The following is a 21,307-nucleotide window of genomic DNA, read 5'->3' on the forward strand; positions in this document are numbered from 1 at the left end:
GAAGAGCTGTGGCGGTGGGAGTGCCCAGCATCGTTCCACAGGGTGGGCCGCCGGGGAACACTCGGGCAGGGTCTCCCCCGGGGGAACGAAGCGGCGCCGCCGACGGTTCCCGGCGGGCGGGAACTCGTCGGCGGCGCCGGACGATTCGAGGGGTGTGTGCGGGCGGGTCAGCCGCGCTCCGCGCCCCCGCTGGAGCTGCCGGGACCGGTGTAGTCGTCGCCGTACGCGCCCTTGGCCGGGCGGCGGCGGCGCAGCGGCGGCTCGACGCCGTCCGCCAGGCGGCGGGCGGTGAGCAGGAAGCCGGTGTGGCCGATCATGCGGTGGTCGGGGCGGACGGCGAGGCCCTCGACGTGCCAGGTGCGGACCATGGTTTCCCAGGCCGACGGCTCGTTGAAGGTGCCGTGCTCCCGGATGGCCTCGACGGTGCGGGCCAACTGCGTGGTGGTGGCGACGTACGCGCACAGGATGCCGCCCGGGACGAGCGCCTTGGAGACGGCCTCCAGGCACTCCCAGGGGGCGAGCATGTCCAGGATGACCCGGTCGACGTCGGTGTCGGAGAGGTTGTCCTGGAGGTCACCGACGGTGAGCGTCCACGCCGGGTGCGGACCGCCGAAGTAACGCTCGACGTTCTGCGTGGCGATCTCGGCGAAGTCGGCGCGCCGCTCGTAGCTGTGCAGCATGCCCTGGTCGCCGATGGCGCGCAGCAGGAAGCTGCTCAGCGAGCCGGAACCCACCCCCGCCTCGACGACGCGGGCGCCGGGGAAGATGTCGGCCATCGCCAGGATCTGCCCCGCGTCCTTGGGGTAGACCACGGCGGCACCGCGGGGCATGGACAGGACGTAGTCGGGGAGCAGCGGGCGCAGCGCTAGATAGGCGACGTTCCCGGTGGTACGGACAACACTGCCTTCGGGCGCGCCGATCAGCTCGTCGTGGGGGAAAGCTCCCTTGTGGGTGTGGAAGCTCTTGCCCTCTTCGAGCGTGAACGTGTAGTGGCGTCCCTTGGGATCGGTGAGCTGGACCTGGTCCCCGACCTTGAAGGGCCCGCGACGGCGGGCGGCACCGGTCGGTTCGGACATGTGACCAGCCTACCGGGCGCGGACGGTGCTCCGTACCAGGGCGGGGGCGGGGCGGGGCGGCGGGCTCGGGAGGGGGCCAGGCGGGGCGGCGGGATCGGGTGGGCGGGGCCGGCCGGGGCTCGGCCGGGTGGGGGCCGGCCGGGCCGGGGTGGGGCGGTGCGGGGTCAGCCGAGGCTCGGCCGGGGTGGGGGCCGTGGGGGTGGGCTCGCGGGGGTGTGGGCGTGCGGGGGTGGGGGTGGGCGGCCGGGGCGGCGGGGCCGTCGTCCGCCTTACGGGGCGAATCGAACGTGATCGTTCCCCCAGCGGGGGCTTACCCACGGGCGGCAGACGGGAAGCCCGCGGGGCCGGGCGAATGGGGGGGCGGGAACGGAGCCGGGGCGGGAACGGAGCCGGGGCGGGAACGGAGCCGGGGCGGGAACGGAGCCGGGGCGGGAACGGAGCCGGGGCGGGGCCGGGAGGGGGGCCGGGAGGGGCCCGGACGGCCGCCCTACGGGGCGAATCGAACGTGATCGTCCCCCCAGCGGGGGCTTACCCAGGAGTGGCCGGCGGGAAGCCTGCCGGGCCGGGTCAGGACGGGCGGGCCATGGCGGCCACGAAGGCGCGTTCGACGTCGGCGGTGGACAGGACGCCGTAGATCTCGCCGGTCTCCTCGACCACCAGGTATTCGGTGGCGGGGGTGGCGCGCAGGTAGTCCAGGAGGTCCTCGCCGGCCAGTTCGGCGGAGACCCGCATCCCGTCCTTGAGGTCCTGGGCGAGGCCGCTGACGGCCACCCAGGGGCGCCGGTGCTCGGGGACGCCGACGATGGCGGTCTCGCGGACGACGGCGGTGGGCCGGCCCACGCGGTCCACGACGACCAGTGCGCGGGCGCCCGCGTCGTTGGCGCGGCGCAGGGCCTCGGACAGCGGCGTGTCGGCCTCCACCGGGACGGCGCGCCGGGTCAGGGTGCGGGCCTGGAGATCCGGCAGGCGTTCGCGCAGGCGCGCCATCCGCAGGCTGTTGCCCGCGCCGGTCCAGATGATCGCGGCGAGGATCGCGGCGAGCAGCGCGTCGGTGATCGAGTCGGCACCGCCGAGGTCGGTGGGGGCGTTGCCCAGGGCGCCGGTGTGGGTGAGCAGCGGCAGGCCGATCAGGACGGCCATGGCGAGCGCGCGGCCGACCCAGGCGGCGGCGACGGTGCCGGTCATCGGCCTGCCGGTGATCTTCCACACGACGGCGCGGAGCATCCGGCCGCCGTCGAGCGGGAGGCCGGGCAGCAGGTTGAAGACGGCGACGATGAGGTTGGAGATCATCAGTCCGGCGAGCAGGACGCCGGGTACGGTGCCGGGCTCGACCACCTTCATCCCGCCGTAGAAGACGCCCGCGAGGACGAGGGAGAGCAGCGGGCCCACGAAGGCGAGGACGAACTCGCGGCCGGGCGTCTCGGACTCCTTCTCGATCTCGGAGACGCCTCCGAAGAACTGGAGCTGGATGCGGCGCACCGGAAGCTTGAAGCGCAGCGCGGCGATGGTGTGCGCCAGCTCGTGGACGAGCACCGACGCGTAGAAGGCGACGGCGAAGAAGAGCGAGACGAGGTAGCGGGCGGCGCCCAGCTCCGGCAGGACCCGTTCGAGCTGGCCGCCGAAGACCCAGGTGATCAGGGCGGCGACGAGGAACCAGCTCGGCGCCACGTAGACCGGTACGCCGAAGGGGCGGCCCATGAGGATGCCGCCGCCGGTGCGCCTGCCCCGGCCGTCCTTGGCCGGGCGCTGCTGGGAGGGGCGGCCCCCGGACGGCCTCGTGCGGCCGGCGGCGCGGGCCGGGTCGGACGGTCCGGGCGGGTTGGGCGGTTGGGGGTGCGCGGACTCCTCAGGGTCCTGCGGCTTCCCGCTCTCGTCCACGGCGTCCCCTCGTCGGTTGCGGCCTTCGCTCCGGTCCGTTTCGGATTCTGTCCGGTACGGCATGTCGATCATGCCGGGCGAAGGGGTCTGGCGTCGATGGTATGCGGAGCGCTTCGCGCCACCCCGCCTCGGTCTCCCATTGTGATCCCTCGGTTGCGGGAGCTGTCAGTGGCGGGCCGTAGGGTCGGGTGTCATGGGAACGAGCACCGAAGAGGCCGGGCCGGACGCCGCGGACGGCGGTCACGGCGGACAGGGCGGGGCGACCGGCGAGCCCCGGGCCGCCGGGGCGCCCGGTGAGGCCCCGGCGGCCGGACCGGCGGGCGTGGCCGGGGAGGCGGGCGTGGCCCGGGAGGCCGGTGGAGCTGTGACGTCCGCCGCAGTTTTGCTGCCCGCGACGGCGACTGCCGAGGGTCCCGGAGCCCCGGCGGACACCGGGACGGCCCCGGCGACGACGGCGACAGGGACGACGGCGACAGCGACGGTTTCGGCAACGACAGCAACGCCAGCAACGCCAGCGACGACAGCAACGCCAGACACTGCCGCCGAAGCCCGCACCGCTGTCACCATCCCCACCGAGCCCGACGCCCCCGCTCCCCTGCCCGCTTCCCCCCTCCCCGCCGCTCGCCCCGTGGCGCTCTCCCCGTCGCGGGCGAGCGACTTCATGCAGTGCCCCCTGCTGTACCGCTTCCGTGTGATCGACAAGCTGCCGGAGAAGCCGAGCCCCGCGGCGACCCGCGGCACGGTGGTGCACGCGGTGCTGGAGCGCCTCTTCGACGCCCCGGCGGCGCAGCGTACGGCGGGCGGCGCGCGCTCGATGGTGCCGGGCGAGTGGGAGAAGCTGCTGGCGAAGCGGCCGGAGCTGGCCGGGCTGTTCGAGGACGACCCGTCGGGTGAGCGGCTGGCGGCGTGGCTGGCGGACGCCGAGGCGCTGGTGGAGCGGTGGTTCTCGCTGGAGGACCCGACGCGCCTGGAGCCCGCCGACCGCGAGCTGTATGTGGAGACGGTGCTGGACTCCGGGCTGCGGCTGCGCGGCTTCATCGACCGGGTGGACGTGGCGCCGACGGGTGAGGTGCGGCTCGTCGACTACAAGACCGGCAAGGCTCCCCGCCCGGAGTACGCGGACGGTCCGCTGTTCCAGATGAAGTTCTACGCGCTGGTGATGTGGCGGCTGCGCGGCCGGGTGCCGCGGCGGCTGCAGCTCGTGTACCTGGGCAGTGGTGACGTGCTGACGTACGACCCGACCGAGGCGGACCTGCGGGGTGTGGAGCGCAAGCTGCTGGCCCTGTGGGACGCCATCCAGCGGGCGACGGAGACCGGTGACTGGCGGCCGCGCCGTACGAAGCTGTGCGGGTGGTGCGACCACCAGGCGGTGTGCCCGGAGTTCGGCGGTACTCCCCCACCGTATCCGCTGCCGGTCCCGGAGCCCGGCCGGGCTCTCCCCATGGCGGCGTCCGGGGAGGGGCAGGGCAGAATGGGCCTGGTCTAACGAAGGAGTTCCTGTGGCAATCCGCGTCCTGCTGGTCGACGACCAGCCGCTGCTGCGTACCGGTTTCCGGATGATTCTGGAGGCCGAGCAGGATCTCGCGGTCGTCGGCGAGGCCGGGGACGGTCTGCAGGCGCTGGAGCAGGTGCGGGCGTTGCAGCCCGACGTGGTGCTGATGGACATCCGGATGCCGCGGATGGACGGGGTCGAGGCGACCCGGCAGATCACCGGCCCGGCGAAGGACGGCCCGGCGAAGGTGCTGGTGCTGACCACCTTCGACCTGGACGAGTACGTGGTCGAGGCGCTGCGCGCGGGGGCCAGCGGCTTCCTGTTGAAGGACGCGCCGGCCCAGGAGCTGGTGCAGGCGATCCGGGTGGTGGCGGCGGGCGAGGCGATGCTGGCGCCGAGCATCACGCGCCGGCTGCTGGACAAGTACGCCGGTCATCTGCCGACGGGTGAGGAGCCGGTGCCGGACACGCTGCACACTCTCACCGAGCGTGAGGTGGAGGTGCTGAAGCTGGTGGCGCGGGGCCTGTCGAACGCGGAGATCGCCGCGGACCTGTTCGTGAGCGAGACGACGGTCAAGACGCACGTCGGGCATGTGCTGACGAAGCTGGGGCTGCGGGACCGGGTGCAGGCCGCGGTGTACGCGTACGAGAGCGGCCTGGTGCGGCCCGGCGCGCAGTAGGCGTCGGCGCCGAAGCCCCGGCCGGAGGCCTGCCACCGGCCAAGCGCACGGCGGCGGGGTGTCCGACGGGACGGTACGGGGGCGGCCCGCCCCGCTCCCACGAGGGGCGGTGGCGGGCCGTCGCCGTACGGGTGCGGGCGGGTCAGCCCTTCTTGAGTTCCCAGAAGCGGAAGACCGTGGAGGCGTCCAGGGTCCACTGGAGGCCGTCGATGTTGTCGCGGGCGACGGCGTACTGCTTGCCCTGCCACACCGGGATGACCGGCAGGTCCTCGGCGACGATGTCCTGCACCTCGCGGAAGGCGGTCTTGGTCGCCTGCCGGTCGGGCTGGCCGGCGGTGCCGGGCAGCAGCTTCCCGGTGATCCGCTTGGCGTCGTAGTTGTTGCGCAGGACGTTGTCCTTGCCGAAGAACGGCTGGGTGAAGTTGTCGGGGTCCGGGTAGTCGGGCACCCAGCCCTTGACGTAGGCGCCGTACTTCCCGGCTTCCACGCCCTTCTCGAACTCCTCGATGGGCACGCTCTGGACCCGGGCGTCGAAGAGGCCGCTGGCGTTGAGCTGCTGGGCGATCTCCTGGAAGGCCGGGACGGTGCCGGGGCCGTAGCGGTCGGGGGTGGCCCAGAGGGTGAGCGGCACCTTCTTGTTGTTGTAGCCGGCCTCGCGCAGGGCGGCGGCGGCCTTGTCGGCCTGCGGCCGGTCGCCGTAGTTGGCGAAGAAGGCCGAGTTGTGGCCGGTGATGCCCGCGGGGACGATCGAGTACAGCGGTTCGGCGGTGCGCTTGTAGACGTCCCGGACGAGCGTGGAACGGTCCAGCAGGTACGCGACGGCCTTGCGGACGCCGAGCTTGCCGGCCACCGGGTCGCGCATGTTGAAGACCAGGTGCATGACCTCGGCGCTGTTGCCCTCGACGACCTGGACGCCGCGCTTGTGGCGGTCGGACGCCTGGTCCAGCGAGGCGATGTCCTTCATGGCCAGGCCGCGGTAGGCGACGTCGATGGAGCCGTCCTGCACGGCCTTCTTCAGCTTGTCCTGGCTGGTGAAGAACTTCATGGTCATGCCGGAGTTCTTGACCTTGGCGGGGCCCTTGTAGGAGCCGTTGACGCCGAAGACGGCTTCGGAGGAGGCGTCGTACTCGTTCAGGGTGTAGACCCCGGAGCCGACGGCCTTGTCGTCGGTGCGCAGCTTGTCGGGCGCGTACTCGCGGTGGTCGACGATGGAGCCGGCACCGGAGGCGATCTTCATGGGGAAGGTCGCGTCGGGGGCCTTGAGGCGGAAGACGACGGTCCGGTCGTCGGGGGCCTCGACCTTGTCCAGGCCGGCGAACATCACGGCCGGGCCGCGCTTGTCGTCGATACGCTTGATCCGGTCGAAGGAGAACTTGACGTCCTCGGAGGTCAGGCTGTTGCCGTTGCTGAACTTCAGCCCGTCCTTGAGGGTGCACTTGTAGACGGTGCTGCCGCCCTCGACGAAGCCGCAGGAGTCGGCGGCCTCGGGCTGGGGCGTGGTGCTGCCCCTGGGGAAGCTCAGCAACGACTGGAAGACGTTGCTGAACAGCAGCCAGGAGACCGGGTCGTAACCGGCGGCGGGGTCGGTGGAGACGATCTTGTCGGTCATGCCCATCGCCACGGGTTCCCCGGCCCCGGCGTCCCCGCCCTCGCCGGTTCCGCAGCCGCTGAGCAGGGCGGCGACGAGCCCGGCCCCCAGCGGTGCGGCGAGCCACTGGTCGCGTTTCCTCACGTGCGTGTTCCTCACAGTCGTCCAGGCGGTTCAGCGGTGTGTTCCGCGCCGGCGGGTGCCGGTGTCGGTGTGCCGGCGGAGTGCCGTCATCGGTTGTGGGTGGTGCGCGCCGTCCAGAGGGTGCGGCAGCCGGCCGGCGCGCGGTGGCGCCGGCCGGAGGTCGTCGTCAGTTGCTGCTCACGCCGCGGGCCAGTTCCCAGATCTGCAGAGCGGAGGAGGAGTTCAGGGCCCACTCGGCGCCGGTGATGTCGTCGCGGGCGGCGACGTACTGCTTGCCCTGCCACAGCGGCAGTACGGGGACCTCGTCCGCGATGATGTCCTGGGCCTGCTTGAAGCCCTCGGCGGCGGAGTTGCGGTCGGTCTGCTGCCGGGTGGTGGGGATGAGCTGGGATTCGATCTTGTTGTTGCGGTACGGGGAGTTGAGGAAGTTCCCCTTGCCGATGAACGGCGCGATGTAGTTGTCCGCGTCGGGGAGGTCGGCGAACCAGCCCATGCCGTAGACGGCGTACTTGCCCTCGGACTGCTCCTTGCGGAACTGCTGCCAGTTCTCGATGCCCTTGATCTGGACGTCGAACAGGCCGCTCTTGTTGAGCTGGCTCTGCAGTTCCTTGAATTCCTTGGCGGTGCTGGAGCCGTAGTGGTTGGCGGTGTAGGTGAGGGTGAGCTTGACCGGGGTGTTGATGTGCGCCTGCTGGAGGATCTTGCGGGCGGCGGGGACGCTCGGGTTGCCGTACTTGGTGAAGAACGAGTTGATGTGGCCGGTGAGGCCCTTGGGCACCAGGGAGTACAGCGGATCGCCGGCGTAGGAGTACACGTCGCGTACCAGCGCGGAGCGGTTGACGAGCTGGGCCATGGCCTGCCGGACGGCCTTGTCGGAGACCGACGGGTCGTCGGTGTTGAAGGCCAGGTAGCGGATCTCGGAGCCGGGTACGGCCGTCAGGGTGACGTGTTCGTCCCGGGCGTTCTCCAGGCCCTTGATCTGGTCGGGGGCCAGGCTGCGGTTCATCAGGTCGAGGTCGCCCTTGCGCAGGGCCTTCTCCATGCCGTCGGAGTCCTGGAAGAACTTCATCTCGACGGCGGAGTTCTTCACCTCGATCCCGCCCTTGTAGTCGGGGTTCTTGGTGAAGACGGCCTTGCTGATGCGCTGTCCGCTGTGCTCGACCTTGACGGTGTACGGGCCGGAGCCGGAGACCTCGAAGCCCTTGTAGAGGCTCTTGGCCGGGTACACCTCGCTGTCGACGATGGCCGCGGCGGGGGTGGCGAGTTTCTGCGGGAAGGTGGCGTCCGGCTTCTTGAGGTGGAAGACCACCTCGGAATCGCTGGGGGTCTCCACCTTGTCGACGTTGTCCACCAGGGAGATGGGGCCGCGGTCGTACTTGATGCCCAGCATCCGGTCGATGGAGAACTTCACGTCCTTGGACGTGAGGGCGTGCCCGTTGGAGAACTTCAGACCGTCGCGGAGCGTGCAGCGGTACTGCTCGTTCTGGGTGTCCCGGAATCCGCAGGACTCGGCGGCCTCGGGCACCGGCGCGGTGCCGGTCCGGGGCAGGCGCATGAGGGTCTGCAGGGTTCCGCGCAGCACGTTCCACGCGTCGACGTCGTACGCCTGCGCGGGGTCGAGCGGGGCGGGCGCGTCCTTGGTGGCCTCCAGTTGGGCGGTGGTGCCGACCTTGATCGGGTTGCCGCCTTCGCCGGAGCCGTCCGAACTGCCGCAGGCGGCGAGTGTGGGGACGAGCAGACCGGCCAGAGCCGGCAGCACCAAGGTCTTGCGATTCATCGTCGGCAGGTTTCCTTATCAGCGCAGAGGTGTTGCTCGCGTTGACATTAGTAGGGACTGCCAGGGCCTCCGGGACACAACAGAGTTGAACGGATATCACGCCCGGATAACGGCCACCTGATGATCGATATCCGGACGGTGGAACGAACCGTACGTGCCTCCACCAATCCGGACACTTGCCCCCAGGGAAACCCGGCGAAAGCCCCCCCGGGACGACCTCGACCCGCACTGTCGACGGGTCCACGCGTGAGAAACGTCACTTCCCCTTCGGGGCGATCATCCGGATGAATTCGGCCGCCGCATTCGTCACGGAAAATGAGCGGACCACTCCTTACAGTTTCTTTCGATTTCGGGCGACACGCTCAGTGCACGGTTCACCGGCCGTCCGTGATGAGGGACCGGAGAAATGGGAGATCCACTTCTTCCAGCGATCCGACCACGGTACGGCCCTGACCGGGGCCGATCGGAGTCACCGACGGCACGGCGACGACCTGGCAGCCGGCCGCCTCCCCCGCCGTCACGCCGGTGACCGTGTCCTCCACCACGGCGCAGCGCCGGGGGTCCACGCCGAGCCGGGCGGCGGCGGTCAGATAGGGGTCCGGGTGCGGCTTCGTACGGGGCAGGTCGTCGCCGGCCAGCGTCAGGCGGAAGTGCTCCGGGCCCAGGGAGTGCAGCATCCGGTCGATGACGGTGCGGTGCGAGGCGGAGACCAGGGCGGTGGGCACGCCGTGCGCGGACAGTTCCGCGAGCAGCCGGCGGGCGCCGGGCATCAGCGGCACGCCGCGGGCGATGCGCTCGGCGAACCGGGCGTTGAGCAGCACGGTCAGATCGTCCAGCCCGATGTCGGCGCCGGTCACGTCGATCAGGTACGCGGCGCTGCGGGTCATCGGCCCCCCGACGACGACCTGGCGGTGGTGGTCGTCCAGTACGTGGCCCAGTTCGGCGAAGACCTGGGCCTCCGCCTCCCACCAGAAGCCCTCGGTGTCGACGAGGGTGCCGTCCAGGTCGAGGAAGACGGCCTGCAGGGTGGCGCCGTCGGCCGTACGGGTACCTACCGCGGGGATGCTGCTCGTCATCCGTGCACCTCCGTAGTCGCGCGTCCCCGAAGGGACGAAAGGGCCGGTCGCCTTCCCCGCGCGGGGAAGGCGACCGGCCACTACCGGACCGACCAGTGTACGACTGTGCGGGGAGACGCGCGGTGCCCGCGGAAACTTCCGTGGCCTTCCCGGTCCCGGTGCTACCGGGCGTTGAAGTACTTCGCCTCCGGGTGGTGGATGACGATCGCGTCGGTGGACTGCTCGGGGTGGAGCTGGAACTCCTCGGAGAGCTGGACGCCGATCCGCTCCGGCCGCAGCAGGTCGGCGATCTTGGCGCGGTCCTCCAGGTCGGGGCAGGCCCCGTAGCCCAGCGAGAAGCGGGCGCCGCGGTACTTCAGCGCGAACATGTCCTCGACGTCCGCGGGGTCCTCACCGCCGAAGCCCAGCTCGGCGCGGACCCGGGCGTGCCAGTACTCGGCGAGCGCCTCGGCGAGCTGGACGGACAGGCCGTGCAGCTCCAGATAGTCGCGGTAGGAGTCGGAGGCGAACAGCTCCGCGGTGGCCTCGCCGATCTTCGAGCCGACGGTGACGACCTGGAGGCCGACCACGTCCCGCTCGCCGGACTCCTCCGGGCGGAAGAAGTCGGCGAGGCACAGGCGCCGGCCGCGGCGCTGGCGCGGGAAGGTGAAGCGGGTGCGCTCGGTGCCGTCCTCGTTGAGCAGGATCAGGTCGTCGCCCTTGGAGTAGCAGGGGAAGTACCCGTGGACGACGGCGGCTTCCAGGAGGTTCTCGGTCTGGAGCTTGTCCAGCCAGCCGCGCAGCCGGGGCCGCCCCTCGGTCTCGGCCAGTTCCTCGTACGACGGGCCGTCACCCGTACGGGTCTGCTTGAGGCCCCACTGCCCCTTGAACAGCGCGCCCTCGTCCAGCCAGGACGCGTAGTCGGCGAGCTGGATGCCCTTGACGACGCGGGAGCCCCAGAAGGGCGGGGTGGGTACGGGGTTGTCGGTGGCCACGTCGGAGCGGACGGTGCCCTCCTCCGGCTCCGGCTCCTTGGTCTCGATGTCGCGCTTGGGGACCCGGCGCTGCTTGAGTTCGGGCAGGGTGGCGCCGGGCACGCCGCGTTTGACGGCGATCAGGGCGTCCATCAGGCGCAGGCCCTCGAAGGCGTCGCGGGCGTAGCGGACCTCGCCCTCGTAGATCTCGTGCAGGTCCTGTTCGACGTAGGCGCGGGTCAGGGCGGCGCCGCCGAGGATGACGGGGAAGTCGGCCGCCATCTTGCGCTGGTTGAGCTCCTCCAGGTTCTCCTTCATGATCACCGTGGACTTGACCAGCAGTCCCGACATGCCGATGACGTCGGCGCGGTGTTCCTCGGCGGCTTCCAGGATGGCCGACACCGGCTGCTTGATGCCGAGGTTGACGACGTTGTAGCCGTTGTTGGACAGGATGATGTCGACGAGGTTCTTGCCGATGTCGTGCACGTCGCCGCGGACGGTCGCCAGGACGATGGTGCCCTTGCCCTCGGAGTCGGACTTCTCCATGTGCGGCTCCAGGTAGGCCACCGCGGTCTTCATGACCTCGGCGGACTGGAGCACGAACGGGAGCTGCATCTGGCCGGAGCCGAACAGTTCGCCGACCACCTTCATGCCTTCGAGCAGGGTGTCGTTGACGATGTCCAGGGCCGGGCGCTCGGCGAGCGCCGCGTCCAGGTCGGCCGCCAGGCCGTTCTTCTCCCCGTCGATGATGCGGCGCCGCAGGCGCTCCTCCAGGGGCAGCGCGAGCAGTTCCTCGGCCTTGCCGGCCTTGAGGGACTTGGCGGTGGCGCCCTCGAACAGTTCCAGGAGCTTCTGGAGCGGGTCGTAGCCCTCTTCGCGCCGGTCGTAGATCAGGTCGAGGGCGACCTTGACCTGCTCCTCCTCCAGGCGCGCGATGGGCAGGATCTTGGAGGCGTGCACGATCGCCGAGTCCAGACCGGCCTTGACGCACTCGTCGAGGAAGACGGAGTTGAGCACGATGCGGGCGGCCGGGTTGAGGCCGAAGGAGATGTTGGACAGGCCCAGCGTGGTCTGTACGTCGGGGTGGCGCCGCTTCAGCTCGCGGATCGCCTCGATGGTGTTGACGCCGTCCTTGCGGGACTCCTCCTGACCGGTGCAGATGGTGAAGGTCAGGGTGTCGATGAGGATGTCCGACTCGCGGATGCCCCAGTTGGACGTCAGATCGTCGATGATCCGCTCGGCGATGGCGACCTTGTGCTCGACGGTACGGGCCTGGCCCTCCTCGTCGATGGTCAGCGCCATCAGGGCGGCGCCGTGCTCCCGGGCCAGCGCGGCGACCTTGGCGAACCGCGACTCGGGGCCGTCGCCGTCCTCGTAGTTGACGGAGTTGATGACCGCGCGGCCGCCGAGCTTCTCCAGGCCCGCCTGAATCACCGGTACCTCGGTGGAGTCCAGCACGATGGGCAGGGTGGAGGCGGTGGCGAAGCGGCCGGCCAGCTCCCGCATGTCGGCGACGCCGTCCCGGCCGACGTAGTCCACGCACAGGTCGAGCAGGTGGGCGCCCTCGCGGATCTGGTCGCGGGCCATCTCCACGCAGTCGTCCCAGCGGCCGTCGAGCATGGCCTCGCGGAACTTCTTGGAACCGTTGGCGTTGGTGCGCTCGCCGATGGCCAGGTACGAGGTGTCCTGGCGGAACGGGACGGTCTGGTAGAGGGAGGCGGCGCCGGGCTCGGGGCGCGGGCTGCGCTCGGTGGGGGCCAGGCCCCGTACCCGCTCGACGACCTGGCGCAGGTGCTCGGGGGTGGTGCCGCAGCAGCCGCCGACGAGCGAGAGCCCGTACTCGCCGACGAAGGTCTCCTGGGCGTCGGCCAGTTCGGCCGGGCTCAGCGGGTAGTGGGCGCCGTCCTTGCCGAGGACGGGCAGGCCGGCGTTGGGCATGCACGACAGCGGGACGCGGGCGTTGCGGGCGAGGTAGCGCAGGTGCTCGCTCATCTCGGCGGGGCCGGTGGCGCAGTTCAGGCCGATCATGTCGATGCCGAGCGGCTCCAGCGCGGTCAGCGCGGCGCCGATCTCGGAGCCGAGCAGCATGGTGCCGGTGGTCTCGACGGTCACCGAGCAGATCACCGGCAGGTCGGTGCCGGTGGCTTCCAGGGCGCGGCGGGCGCCGAGGACGGCGGCCTTGGTCTGGAGCAGGTCCTGGGTGGTCTCCACCAGGAGCGCGTCGGCGCCGCCGGCGATCATGCCTTCGGCGTTGCGCTGGTAGGCGTCGCGCAGGGTGGCGTAGTCGACGTGGCCGAGGGTGGGCAGCTTGGTGCCGGGGCCCATGGAGCCGAGTACCCAGCGCTGCTGTCCGGTCGAGGCGGTGAACGCGTCGGCGGCCTCGCGGGCGATGCGGGCGCCCGACTCGGACAGTTCGTAGACCCGCTCGGGGATGTCGTATTCGGCGAGTGCGGCGTGGTTGGCGCCGAAGGTGTTGGTCTCGACGCAGTCGACACCGACCGCGAAGTACTCCTCGTGGACCGAACGGACGATGTCCGGACGGGTGATGTTCAGGATCTCGTTGCAGCCTTCGAGCTGCTGGAAGTCCTCCATCGACGGGTCCTGGGCCTGGAGCATCGTGCCCATCGCCCCGTCGGCCACCACCACGCGGGAGGCGAGTGCCTCGCGCAGTGCCGTGGTGCGGGAGGTGCTGGTGGACGATGGCGTGTACGAGGCCATGGAGGTGCTCCCCTGGTTGCGACGGCTGTCGGCTTTGCGTCTTCCGGTAGAAGGCGCACCCGGTCAGGGTAGCGGGCGTGGCTGCCGGTGGCCCGGGTGTCCCAGGGCGTGGACGTTCCCGGGCCGCTCCGGGAGGCGCGGCGGGCCGGGGCCGGGCGGGTGCCGGGCGGGCGGCGGTGCCGGATCACGTCAAGATCATTGACGGGGTCGGCCGACTGCCACAGGGTCGGCATTCACCGATATCGTTCAGCATTGCCGAACCGCTCTTCCGGGCCGACCGGCACTGCCGTACACCGCACCATGTCACCCGCTTCACCGCTTCACCGGAGGTTGCCCGATGGCACGGAACATCCAGTCGCTGGAACGTGCCGCCGCGATGCTGCGGCTGCTGGCCGGCGGTGAGCGGCGGCTGGGCCTCTCCGACATCTCCTCGGCGCTGGGCCTGGCCAAGGGCACCGCGCACGGCATTCTGCGCACCCTCCAGCAGGAGGGCTTCGTCGAGCAGGACCCGGCGTCGGGCCGCTACCAGCTCGGCGCGGAGCTGCTGCGCCTGGGCAACAGCTATCTGGACGTGCACGAGCTGCGCGCCCGCGCGCTCGTGTGGACGGACGACCTGGCGCGGTCCAGCGGCGAGAGCGTCTACCTGGGGGTGCTGCACCAGCAGGGCGTGCTGATCGTGCACCACGTCTTCCGGCCCGACGACAGCCGCCAGGTGCTGGAGGTCGGCGCGATGCACCCGCTGCACAGCACGGCGCTGGGCAAGGTGCTGACGGCGTACGACCCGGTGGCGCACAGTGAGGCGGCGGAGGCCGAGCGGCAGGCGTTCACACCGCGCACGGTGACCGCGCTGGAGGAGCTGGAGGGTGTGCTGGACCTCACCCGGGCGCGGGGCTGGGCGGCCGACGTGGAGGAGACCTGGGAGGGCGTGGCGTCGGTGGCCGCGCCCATCCACGACCGGCGGCGGATGCCGGTCGGAGCGGTGGGGGTGACCGGTGCGGTGGAGCGGGTCTGCCGGGACGGCGAGCCGGGTGAGCTGCGGCCGGAAATCGTCGCCGCTGTGAGGGATTGCGCACGCGCGGTCTCCCGAGATCTCGGCGCCGGGCGATTCTGACCGCTTATGCCCCATATATCCACCTAAGTTTTCAGTCACGGACCCCTTGACGGGGTGCTGGGTGTGAAGAAAACTGCCGTTCGTCGGTCGGCATTGTCGAACACCAAACGACAATATTGGTTATGGTGGACAGCGCCGGAGGCCGACCAACGCCCTCTCGGAGGGCGCGGACCTCGGAGGGACCCGGGGTCCGCCTTCCCCTGGACGAAGGACAAAGGAGTCGCGGGTGTCCAGCTCCGACATCTTCATCAGCGAGACCATCGGTACCGCTGTTCTGATCCTGCTGGGCGGTGGCGTCTGTGCCGCCGTCACGCTCAAGCGCTCTAAGGCGTACAACGCGGGATGGGTGGCCATCGCCTTCGGGTGGGGCTTCGCCGTACTGACCGGCGCGTACATCGCGTCGAAGTCCGGCGCGCACCTCAACCCGGCGGTCACCGTGGGACTGGCCGTCAAGGGCGGCACGCCGTGGGGCGACGTACCGGTGTACTTCGCCGCCCAACTGCTCGGCGCCATGATCGGCGCGGTGCTCGTGTGGCTGGCGTACTACGGCCACTTCCGGGCCCACCTGACCGACCCGGAGATCGTGGGCGAGCGGAGCGGGCAGGAAGGCATGGTCGACAAGGCGGCGGCCCCCAAGGCCGGCCCGGTTCTCGGTGTCTTCTCCACCGGACCCGAGATCCGCAACGCGGTGCAGAACCTGACCACGGAGGTCATCGCCACCATCGTGCTCGTGCTGGCGATCCTCACGCAGGGCCTCAGCGACGACGGCAAGGGTGTCGGCGTCATCGGCGCGCTGCTGACCGCGTTCGTGGTCGTCGGCATCGGTCTGTCGCTGGGCGGCCCGACCGGCTACGCGATCAACCCGGTTCGCGACCTCGGTCCGCGTATCGTCCATGCGCTGCTTCCGCTGCCGAACAAGGGCGGATCGGACTGGGGCTACGCCTGGATCCCGGTCGCCGGTCCGCTGATCGGTGGCGCGATCGCCGGTGGTATCTACAACCTCGCGTTCGCCTGAGCCGCGCCGCCCGACAGAAGATTCTTGGAGCACACACACCATGAGCGACAACCACAGCACCGCCTCGCACGGCCACGGCCCATTCATCGCGGCCATCGACCAGGGCACCACGTCCAGCCGCTGCATCGTGTTCGACAAGGACGGCCGGATCGTTTCGGTCGACCAGAAGGAGCACGAACAGATTTTCCCCAAGCCGGGGTGGGTCGAGCACGACGCCAAGGAGATCTGGGCGAACGTCCAGCAGGTCGTGGCCGGTGCCGTCGACAAGGCCGGGATCACCGCCAAGGACGTCAAGGCGATCGGCATCACCAATCAGCGCGAGACCACGCTGATGTGGGACAAGAACACCGGTGAGCCGGTGCACAACGCCATCGTCTGGCAGGACACCCGCACCGACGGGCTCTGCCGCGAGCTGGGCCGCAACGTCGGCAAGGACCGCTTCCGCCGCGAGACCGGGCTGCCGCTGGCCTCCTACTTCGCCGCCCCGAAGATCCGCTGGCTGCTGGACAACGTCGAGGGCCTGCGCGAGCGCGCGGAAGCCGGCGACATCCTCTTCGGCACCATGGACTCCTGGGTCATCTGGAACCTGACCGGCGGCGCCGAGGGCGGTGTGCACGTCACCGACGTCACCAACGCCTCGCGCACCCTGCTGATGAACCTGCGCAAGCTGGAGTGGGACCAGAAGATCCTGCACTCCATCGACATCCCGGCGGCGGTGCTGCCGGAGATCCGCTCGTCGGCCGAGGTGTACGGCACCGCCGCCGGGGGCGCGCTGGCCGGCGTGCCGGTCGCCTCGGCACTGGGCGACCAGCAGGCCGCGCTGTTCGGCCAGACCTGCTACGACAAGGGCGAGGCCAAGTCCACGTACGGCACCGGCACGTTCATGCTGATGAACACCGGTGACGAGCCCGTGAACTCCTACAACGGGCTGCTGACCACGGTCGGCTACCGCATCGGCGACGAGCCGCCGGTGTACGCCCTGGAGGGCTCGATCGCCGTCACCGGTTCGCTGGTGCAGTGGATGCGCGACCAGATGGGCCTGATCAACTCGGCCGCCGAGATCGAGACGCTGGCCAGCACCGTCGAGGACAACGGCGGCGCGTACTTCGTCCCGGCGTTCTCCGGCCTGTTCGCCCCCTACTGGCGCTCGGACGCGCGCGGTGTGATCGCGGGCCTGACCCGCTACGTCACCAAGGCGCACATCGCCCGCGCCGTCCTTGAGGCCACCGCCTGGCAGACCCGCGAGATCACCGACGCCATGACCAAGGACTCCGGCGTCGACCTGACCGCGCTGAAGGTCGACGGCGGAATGACCTCCAACAACCTGCTGATGCAGACCATCTCGGACTTCCTGGACGCCCCCGTGGTGCGCCCGATGGTGGCCGAGACGACCTGCCTCGGCGCCGCCTACGCCGCCGGACTGGCCGTCGGCTTCTGGCCGGACACCGACGCGCTGCGCGCCAACTGGCGCCGGGCCGCCGAGTGGACCCCCCGCATGGACGCGGAGACCCGCGACCGCGAGTACAAGAGCTGGCTCAAGGCCGTCGAGCGGACCATGGGCTGGATCGAGGACGAGGAGTAATCATGAGCACCCTGCAGAGCGTCCCGGCACTCGGGACGCACCCGGCCGACGGTTCGACCCAGAGCCGCGCCGAGACCCGGGAGCAGCTTTCCAAGGCGACGTACGACCTCCTGGTGATCGGCGGCGGCATCCTGGGCATCTCCACTGCCTGGCACGCCGCGCAGTCGGGGCTGCGGGTTGCGCTGGTGGACGCCGGCGACTTCGCCGGCGCCACCTCCTCCGCCTCCTCCAAGCTGCTGCACGGCGGTCTGCGCTACCTGCAGACCGGCGCGGTCAAGCTGGTGGCGGAGAACCACTTCGAGCGCCGTGCGGTCTCGCGTGAGGTGGCCCCCCACCTCGCCAACCCGCTGACCTTCTACCTGCCGGTCTACAAGGGCGGCCCGCACGGCGCGGCCAAGCTGGGCGCGGGTGTCTTCGCGTACTCGGCGCTGTCCGCCTTCGGTGACGGTGTCGGTCACGTCATCAGCCCGTCCAAGGCCCAGCGCGACGTGCCGGAGCTGCGCACGGACAACCTGAAGGCCGTGGCCGTGTACGGCGACGACCAGATGAACGACGCCCGGATGGCCCTGATGACGGTCCGCGCGGCCGTCGAGGCCGGCGCCACGGTCCTCAACCACGCCGAGGTCACCGGGCTGCGCTTCACGCAGGGCCGGGTCACCGGCGCCGAGCTGAAGGACGGCACCGACGGCACCGAGTTCGGTGTCAACGCGCGCCTGGTCCTGAACGCGACCGGCCCGTGGGTCGACCACCTGCGCAAGATGGAGAACCCGAACGCGGCGCCCTCCATCCGCCTGTCCAAGGGCGCGCACCTGGTCCTCAAGCGCACCTCCCCCTGGAAGGCCGCGCTGGCGACCCCGATCGACAAGTACCGCATCACCTTCGCCCTCCCCTGGGAGGACATGCTGCTGCTCGGTACCACCGACGAGGAGTTCGAGGGCGACCCGGCGGACGTCCGCGTCACCGAGAAGGACACCGCGCAGATCCTGGACGAGGCGGCGTTCTCCGTCCGCGACCAGCAGCTCTCGCGTGACCTGATCACGTACTCCTTCGCCGGTCTGCGGGTGCTGCCGGGCGGCCCCGGCGACACCTCCAAGGCCAAGCGGGAGACCGTCGTCACCGAGGGCGCGGGCGGCATGCTGTCGGTCGCGGGCGGCAAGTGGACGACGTTCCGCCACATCGGCCGTACGGTCATGAACAAGCTGGCGGCGCTGCCCGGCCAGCCGCTGGCCGAGGACATGGAGCCGATCGCGCACCTGCCGAAGAAGCTGCCGCTGCCGGGCATCGCCAACCCGAACGCGGTCGCCCACCGGCTGCTCGTCGACGGCTCGGCCCCCGGCCCGCGCATGGCGCCGGAGACCGCCCGTCACCTGGCCACCCACTACGGTTCGCTGTCCTTCGACATCGCCCGGCTGGCCAACGAGGACGCGGCCCTCGCCGAGCGCATCCACCCGGACGCCCCGGAGATCTGGGCGCAGGTCGTCTACGCCCGCGACCACGAGTGGGCGGAGACGGTCGACGACGTACTGCGCCGCCGTACCACGCTGACCATCCGCGGCCTGGACACGGAGGACGTCCGCACCCGGACCAAGGCGATACTGGAGCAGCGCGGCTGACGTACCGTCACACGCTGCTGTCCTGAGGGCGGCTCCCGGTCCGGGAGCCGCCCTTCGGCGTGCCCGGGGTGGCGTGCGGGCCCGGGCCCGGCGGCGGGCGCCCGGCCGGGGTCCGGACCCGGGCTCTCACCGCCGTACGCAGTGTTCGGCGACGGCCATGGTGGTGAGGTTGGTGTTGGCGGCGGGCAGCGTCGGCAGCACGGAGGCGTCGATGACGTGCAGGGCTTCGACGCCGTGCACGGCGCCCGTCGCGGAGACCACCGCGCCGGGGTCCCCGGCCGGACCCATCCGGCAGGTCCCTGCGGCGTGCTGGTAGCCGCTGACCGTCCGCCGCAGCGCTTGTGCCAGTTCGCCGTCGGAGGTGACGGCGGGACCCGGCGCCCGCTCCGCGCGGAGCAGCCCGGCCAGCGGCGCGGTACGGGCGAGGGCGCGCGCCAGCCGCATGCCCGTCACCATGCGGCGGGTGTCCTCCGGTTCGCGCAGGAAGCCGACATCGATGCGCGGGGCGTCCCGCGGGTCGGCGGAGCGCAGCCGCAGCCGGCCGCGGGAGGACGGCCGCAGCAGGGCCACCCACAGGGTGAGCACGGTCGTCCCGTCCTCGTCCGTCTCGGGGCCCGAGGGGAAGACCTGGAGGTCGGCCGGGCCGTCGCCGCCGCTGAGGTCACAGGTCAAGAAGGTTTGCAGCACCGGGTCGCGAGGGCCGGGCGGCGGACTGCCGGTGGCGTACGCGAGGGTGACGGCGGGGTGGTCGCACAGGTTCTCCCCCACGCCGGGCAGGTCGGCCGTCACGGGGATGCCCAGGTCGCGCAGGTGACCGGCCGGGCCGATGCCGGAGCGCAGCAGGATCGGCGGGCTGCCGTAGACGCCGGCGGCCAGCACGACCCGGCGGGCGGGCAGCACCGTACGGTCCGCGTCGGCGAGCCGCACCCCCACCGCCCGGCCGTCGCGCAGCACGACCCGGTCGACGAGGACGTCGCCGCGCACGGTGAGGTTGCCGCGCTCGCGCGCTCCGGCGAGGTAGGTGAGGGCGGTGCTCTGCCGGACGCCGCCGACCCGGTTGACCGGGACCGGGCCGACGCCGCGTGCGCCGGGGGCGTTGTGGTCGGTGACGGGCGGGTGTCCGAGGGCGGTGCAGGCGTCGTGGAAGGCGCGCTGCCACCGGTTGGTCTCCTCCTTCCCGTACCGCCGTACGGGTACCGGCCCGTCCGTGCCGTGCCAGGGCGGCCCGAGGTCCAGGTCGTGTTCGACGCGGCGCAGGCTGGGCAGGAAGTCCGCGAACGACCAGCCGTCGTTGCCTCGCGCGGCCCAGTCGTCGTGGTCCCGCGGGTGCCCGCGCAGCGCGATCGCGGAGTTGATCGCCGAGGAGCCGCCGACGAGCTTGCCGCGCGGCAGTTCCACGGCCCGGCCGAGGGCGCCCGGCTCGCTGACGTACCCCCAGTCGTGGCTGTGGGTGGCGGCGGGGCTGGTGGCGACGTCGTCGGGCAGGCCGTCGGGCGAGCTGCCCAGGTCGGGCCCGGCTTCCAGCAGCAGGACGGACCGTGCGGGGTCCTCGCTCAGCCGGGCGGCCAGTACGCCTCCGGCCGAGCCCGCGCCGACGATGATCACATCCCATGCGTCCATGACCCGCTGCCCCGTTTCCACCGTTTCCACTGTTTCGACCGTTTCCACCGTTTCCACCGTCTCGACGTGTCGCTGCCCGGACCGCCGGCCGGCGCCGGAGTCCGGCCCTCTGAGGTACCCGGTGCGCGGAGATCACACACGTACGGGACGGGGCACGGGGCACGGCCGGACGGGGGGCGGCCGGACGAGGCACGGCGGGGCAGGCACAGCCGGACGGGGCACGACAGGACGAGACACGGCCGGACGGGGGCGCGGACAGGCTCGAATCCTTCGGGTCCGGCTCCGGCCGGCCGCACTAGCATCGCCAGGCAGGGCCCCGGCCGGTCCCTCCGGCTCCCGGCCCGTGTTTCTCCGGACCCGTCACCGACCTTGGAGACACCCATGACCTTGCTGACCACCTGGCCGGAGAGCGGGCCGGGGACCGTGCTGCGGCGCACGGCCGAGCCCGCGGAGATCGCCGCGGCGCTGGCGCCGATCGGGGTGCGGTACGAGCGGTGGCCGGTCCGCGCGGACGTGGCGCCGGACGCGGAGCCCGCGGCCGTCCTCGCGGCGTACCGCGCGGAGATCGGCGCCCTGACCGTCGAGGAGGGGTTCAGGACGGTGGACGTGGCGTCACTGCACCCCGGCGACGACCCCGCGTGGCCGCGGAAGGCGCGGGCGGCGCGGCAGAAGTTCCTCGCGGAGCACATCCACGAGGACGACGACGAGGTGCGCTTCTTCGTCGCCGGGTCCGGCGTGTTCTACCTGCACGCGGGCGGCGAGGTGCACGCGGTGCTGTGCGAGGAGGGCGATCTGCTGGGCGTGCCGCGGGGCACCACCCACTGGTTCGACATGGGCACCCGGCCGTCGTTCACCGCCCTCCGCTTCTTCCACGAGGAGGACGGCTGGGTCGCCACGTTCACGGGCGACGACATCGCCCTGCGGTTCCCGGACTTCGACACGCTCACGGCGGAACGGGACGCGGCGTGACCCACACCTTCGACGT

At 71.4% G+C, this 21,307-nt stretch carries 14 protein-coding genes; 7 read left to right on the plus strand and 7 right to left on the minus strand.

The annotated features are described in order from the left end of the window. Window positions 1-167: 167 nt before the first annotated feature. Together ACH4EB_RS12655 and ACH4EB_RS12660 are read right to left on the minus strand one after the other, a co-directional pair. Window positions 168-1,076, minus strand: a complete 909-nt coding sequence (locus ACH4EB_RS12655) for a tRNA (adenine-N1)-methyltransferase (protein ID WP_398347413.1) — start codon at window positions 1,074-1,076, stop codon at window positions 168-170. Between the two features lie 567 nt (window positions 1,077-1,643). Further along, window positions 1,644-2,954 (minus strand): site-2 protease family protein, encoded by a 1,311-nt coding sequence (locus ACH4EB_RS12660; RefSeq protein WP_398347414.1) that lies wholly within the window; start codon window positions 2,952-2,954, stop codon window positions 1,644-1,646. A 565-nt stretch (window positions 2,955-3,519) separates the two neighbouring features. Here ACH4EB_RS12660 and ACH4EB_RS12665 point away from each other — a divergent pair. Both ACH4EB_RS12665 and ACH4EB_RS12670 read left to right on the plus strand, forming a co-directional pair. Next, window positions 3,520-4,440 carry a RecB family exonuclease gene (locus tag ACH4EB_RS12665; RefSeq protein ID WP_398347619.1) on the plus strand — a complete coding sequence of 307 codons (921 nt, stop codon included), beginning with the start codon at window positions 3,520-3,522 and terminating at the stop codon, window positions 4,438-4,440. Window positions 4,441-4,453: 13 nt separating this feature from the next. Next, complete coding sequence (locus ACH4EB_RS12670; RefSeq protein WP_398347415.1) at window positions 4,454-5,125, plus strand: response regulator; 672 nt, start codon at window positions 4,454-4,456, stop codon at window positions 5,123-5,125. Between the two features lie 142 nt (window positions 5,126-5,267). Here the strand turns inward: ACH4EB_RS12670 and ACH4EB_RS12675 are convergent, their stop codons facing one another. From ACH4EB_RS12675 to metH, 4 genes are all read right to left on the minus strand, one after another. Further along, window positions 5,268-6,857 (minus strand): ABC transporter substrate-binding protein, encoded by a 1,590-nt coding sequence (locus tag ACH4EB_RS12675; protein WP_398347416.1) that lies wholly within the window; start codon window positions 6,855-6,857, stop codon window positions 5,268-5,270. Window positions 6,858-7,023: 166 nt separating this feature from the next. Further along, window positions 7,024-8,634, minus strand: a complete 1,611-nt coding sequence (locus ACH4EB_RS12680) for an ABC transporter substrate-binding protein (RefSeq protein WP_398347418.1) — start codon at window positions 8,632-8,634, stop codon at window positions 7,024-7,026. A gap of 374 nt (window positions 8,635-9,008) precedes the next feature. Beyond that, entirely contained in the window at window positions 9,009-9,710 is a 702-nt protein-coding gene (locus ACH4EB_RS12685) for an HAD family hydrolase (protein ID WP_398347419.1), read from the minus strand. 161 nt (window positions 9,711-9,871) lie between these two features. Continuing rightward, window positions 9,872-13,381, minus strand: coding sequence for a methionine synthase (gene metH / locus ACH4EB_RS12690; protein WP_398347420.1), 3,510 nt, complete (start codon window positions 13,379-13,381; stop codon window positions 9,872-9,874). Between the two features lie 337 nt (window positions 13,382-13,718). On the opposite strand from metH, the gene ACH4EB_RS12695 reads away from it, so the two are divergent. From ACH4EB_RS12695 to ACH4EB_RS12710, 4 genes are all read left to right on the plus strand, one after another. Then, window positions 13,719-14,492, plus strand: a complete 774-nt coding sequence (locus ACH4EB_RS12695; protein ID WP_365842931.1) for an IclR family transcriptional regulator — start codon at window positions 13,719-13,721, stop codon at window positions 14,490-14,492. Between the two features lie 226 nt (window positions 14,493-14,718). Further along, window positions 14,719-15,507, plus strand: a complete 789-nt coding sequence (locus ACH4EB_RS12700) for an MIP/aquaporin family protein (RefSeq protein WP_398347421.1) — start codon at window positions 14,719-14,721, stop codon at window positions 15,505-15,507. A gap of 40 nt (window positions 15,508-15,547) precedes the next feature. Continuing rightward, window positions 15,548-17,089, plus strand: coding sequence for a glycerol kinase GlpK (glpK, locus tag ACH4EB_RS12705; RefSeq protein ID WP_398347422.1), 1,542 nt, complete (start codon window positions 15,548-15,550; stop codon window positions 17,087-17,089). Window positions 17,090-17,091: 2 nt separating this feature from the next. Continuing rightward, window positions 17,092-18,702 (plus strand): FAD-dependent oxidoreductase, encoded by a 1,611-nt coding sequence (locus ACH4EB_RS12710; RefSeq protein WP_398347423.1) that lies wholly within the window; start codon window positions 17,092-17,094, stop codon window positions 18,700-18,702. Window positions 18,703-18,828: 126 nt separating this feature from the next. Here ACH4EB_RS12710 and ACH4EB_RS12715 read toward each other — a convergent pair whose 3' ends face one another. Further along, window positions 18,829-20,322, minus strand: coding sequence for a GMC family oxidoreductase (locus tag ACH4EB_RS12715; RefSeq protein WP_398347424.1), 1,494 nt, complete (start codon window positions 20,320-20,322; stop codon window positions 18,829-18,831). A gap of 381 nt (window positions 20,323-20,703) precedes the next feature. Here ACH4EB_RS12715 and ACH4EB_RS12720 point away from each other — a divergent pair, with 381 nt between their 5' ends. After that, window positions 20,704-21,291 (plus strand): 1,2-dihydroxy-3-keto-5-methylthiopentene dioxygenase, encoded by a 588-nt coding sequence (locus tag ACH4EB_RS12720; protein WP_398347426.1) that lies wholly within the window; start codon window positions 20,704-20,706, stop codon window positions 21,289-21,291. Window positions 21,292-21,307 lie beyond the last annotated feature (16 nt).

Origin of the sequence: Streptomyces sp. NPDC018045 (assembly GCF_044327445.1) — a bacterium.
GTDB lineage: Bacteria > Actinomycetota > Actinomycetes > Streptomycetales > Streptomycetaceae > Streptomyces.

What these genes read in the sequence shown, in the direction of transcription:
- ACH4EB_RS12655 (WP_398347413.1), bottom strand. Translation starts at nt 1,076, where the DNA reads ATGTCCGAACCGACCGGTGCCGCCCGCCGTCGCGGGCCCTTCAAGGTC.
- ACH4EB_RS12680 (WP_398347418.1), bottom strand. Translation starts at nt 8,634, where the DNA reads ATGAATCGCAAGACCTTGGTGCTGCCGGCTCTGGCCGGTCTGCTCGTC.
- ACH4EB_RS12715 (WP_398347424.1), bottom strand. Translation starts at nt 20,322, where the DNA reads ATGGACGCATGGGATGTGATCATCGTCGGCGCGGGCTCGGCCGGAGGC.
- ACH4EB_RS12720 (WP_398347426.1), top strand. Translation starts at nt 20,704, where the DNA reads ATGACCTTGCTGACCACCTGGCCGGAGAGCGGGCCGGGGACCGTGCTG.
- ACH4EB_RS12685 (WP_398347419.1), bottom strand. Translation starts at nt 9,710, where the DNA reads ATGACGAGCAGCATCCCCGCGGTAGGTACCCGTACGGCCGACGGCGCC.
- ACH4EB_RS12710 (WP_398347423.1), top strand. Translation starts at nt 17,092, where the DNA reads ATGAGCACCCTGCAGAGCGTCCCGGCACTCGGGACGCACCCGGCCGAC.
- ACH4EB_RS12695 (WP_365842931.1), top strand. Translation starts at nt 13,719, where the DNA reads ATGGCACGGAACATCCAGTCGCTGGAACGTGCCGCCGCGATGCTGCGG.
- metH (WP_398347420.1), bottom strand. Translation starts at nt 13,381, where the DNA reads ATGGCCTCGTACACGCCATCGTCCACCAGCACCTCCCGCACCACGGCA.
- glpK (WP_398347422.1), top strand. Translation starts at nt 15,548, where the DNA reads ATGAGCGACAACCACAGCACCGCCTCGCACGGCCACGGCCCATTCATC.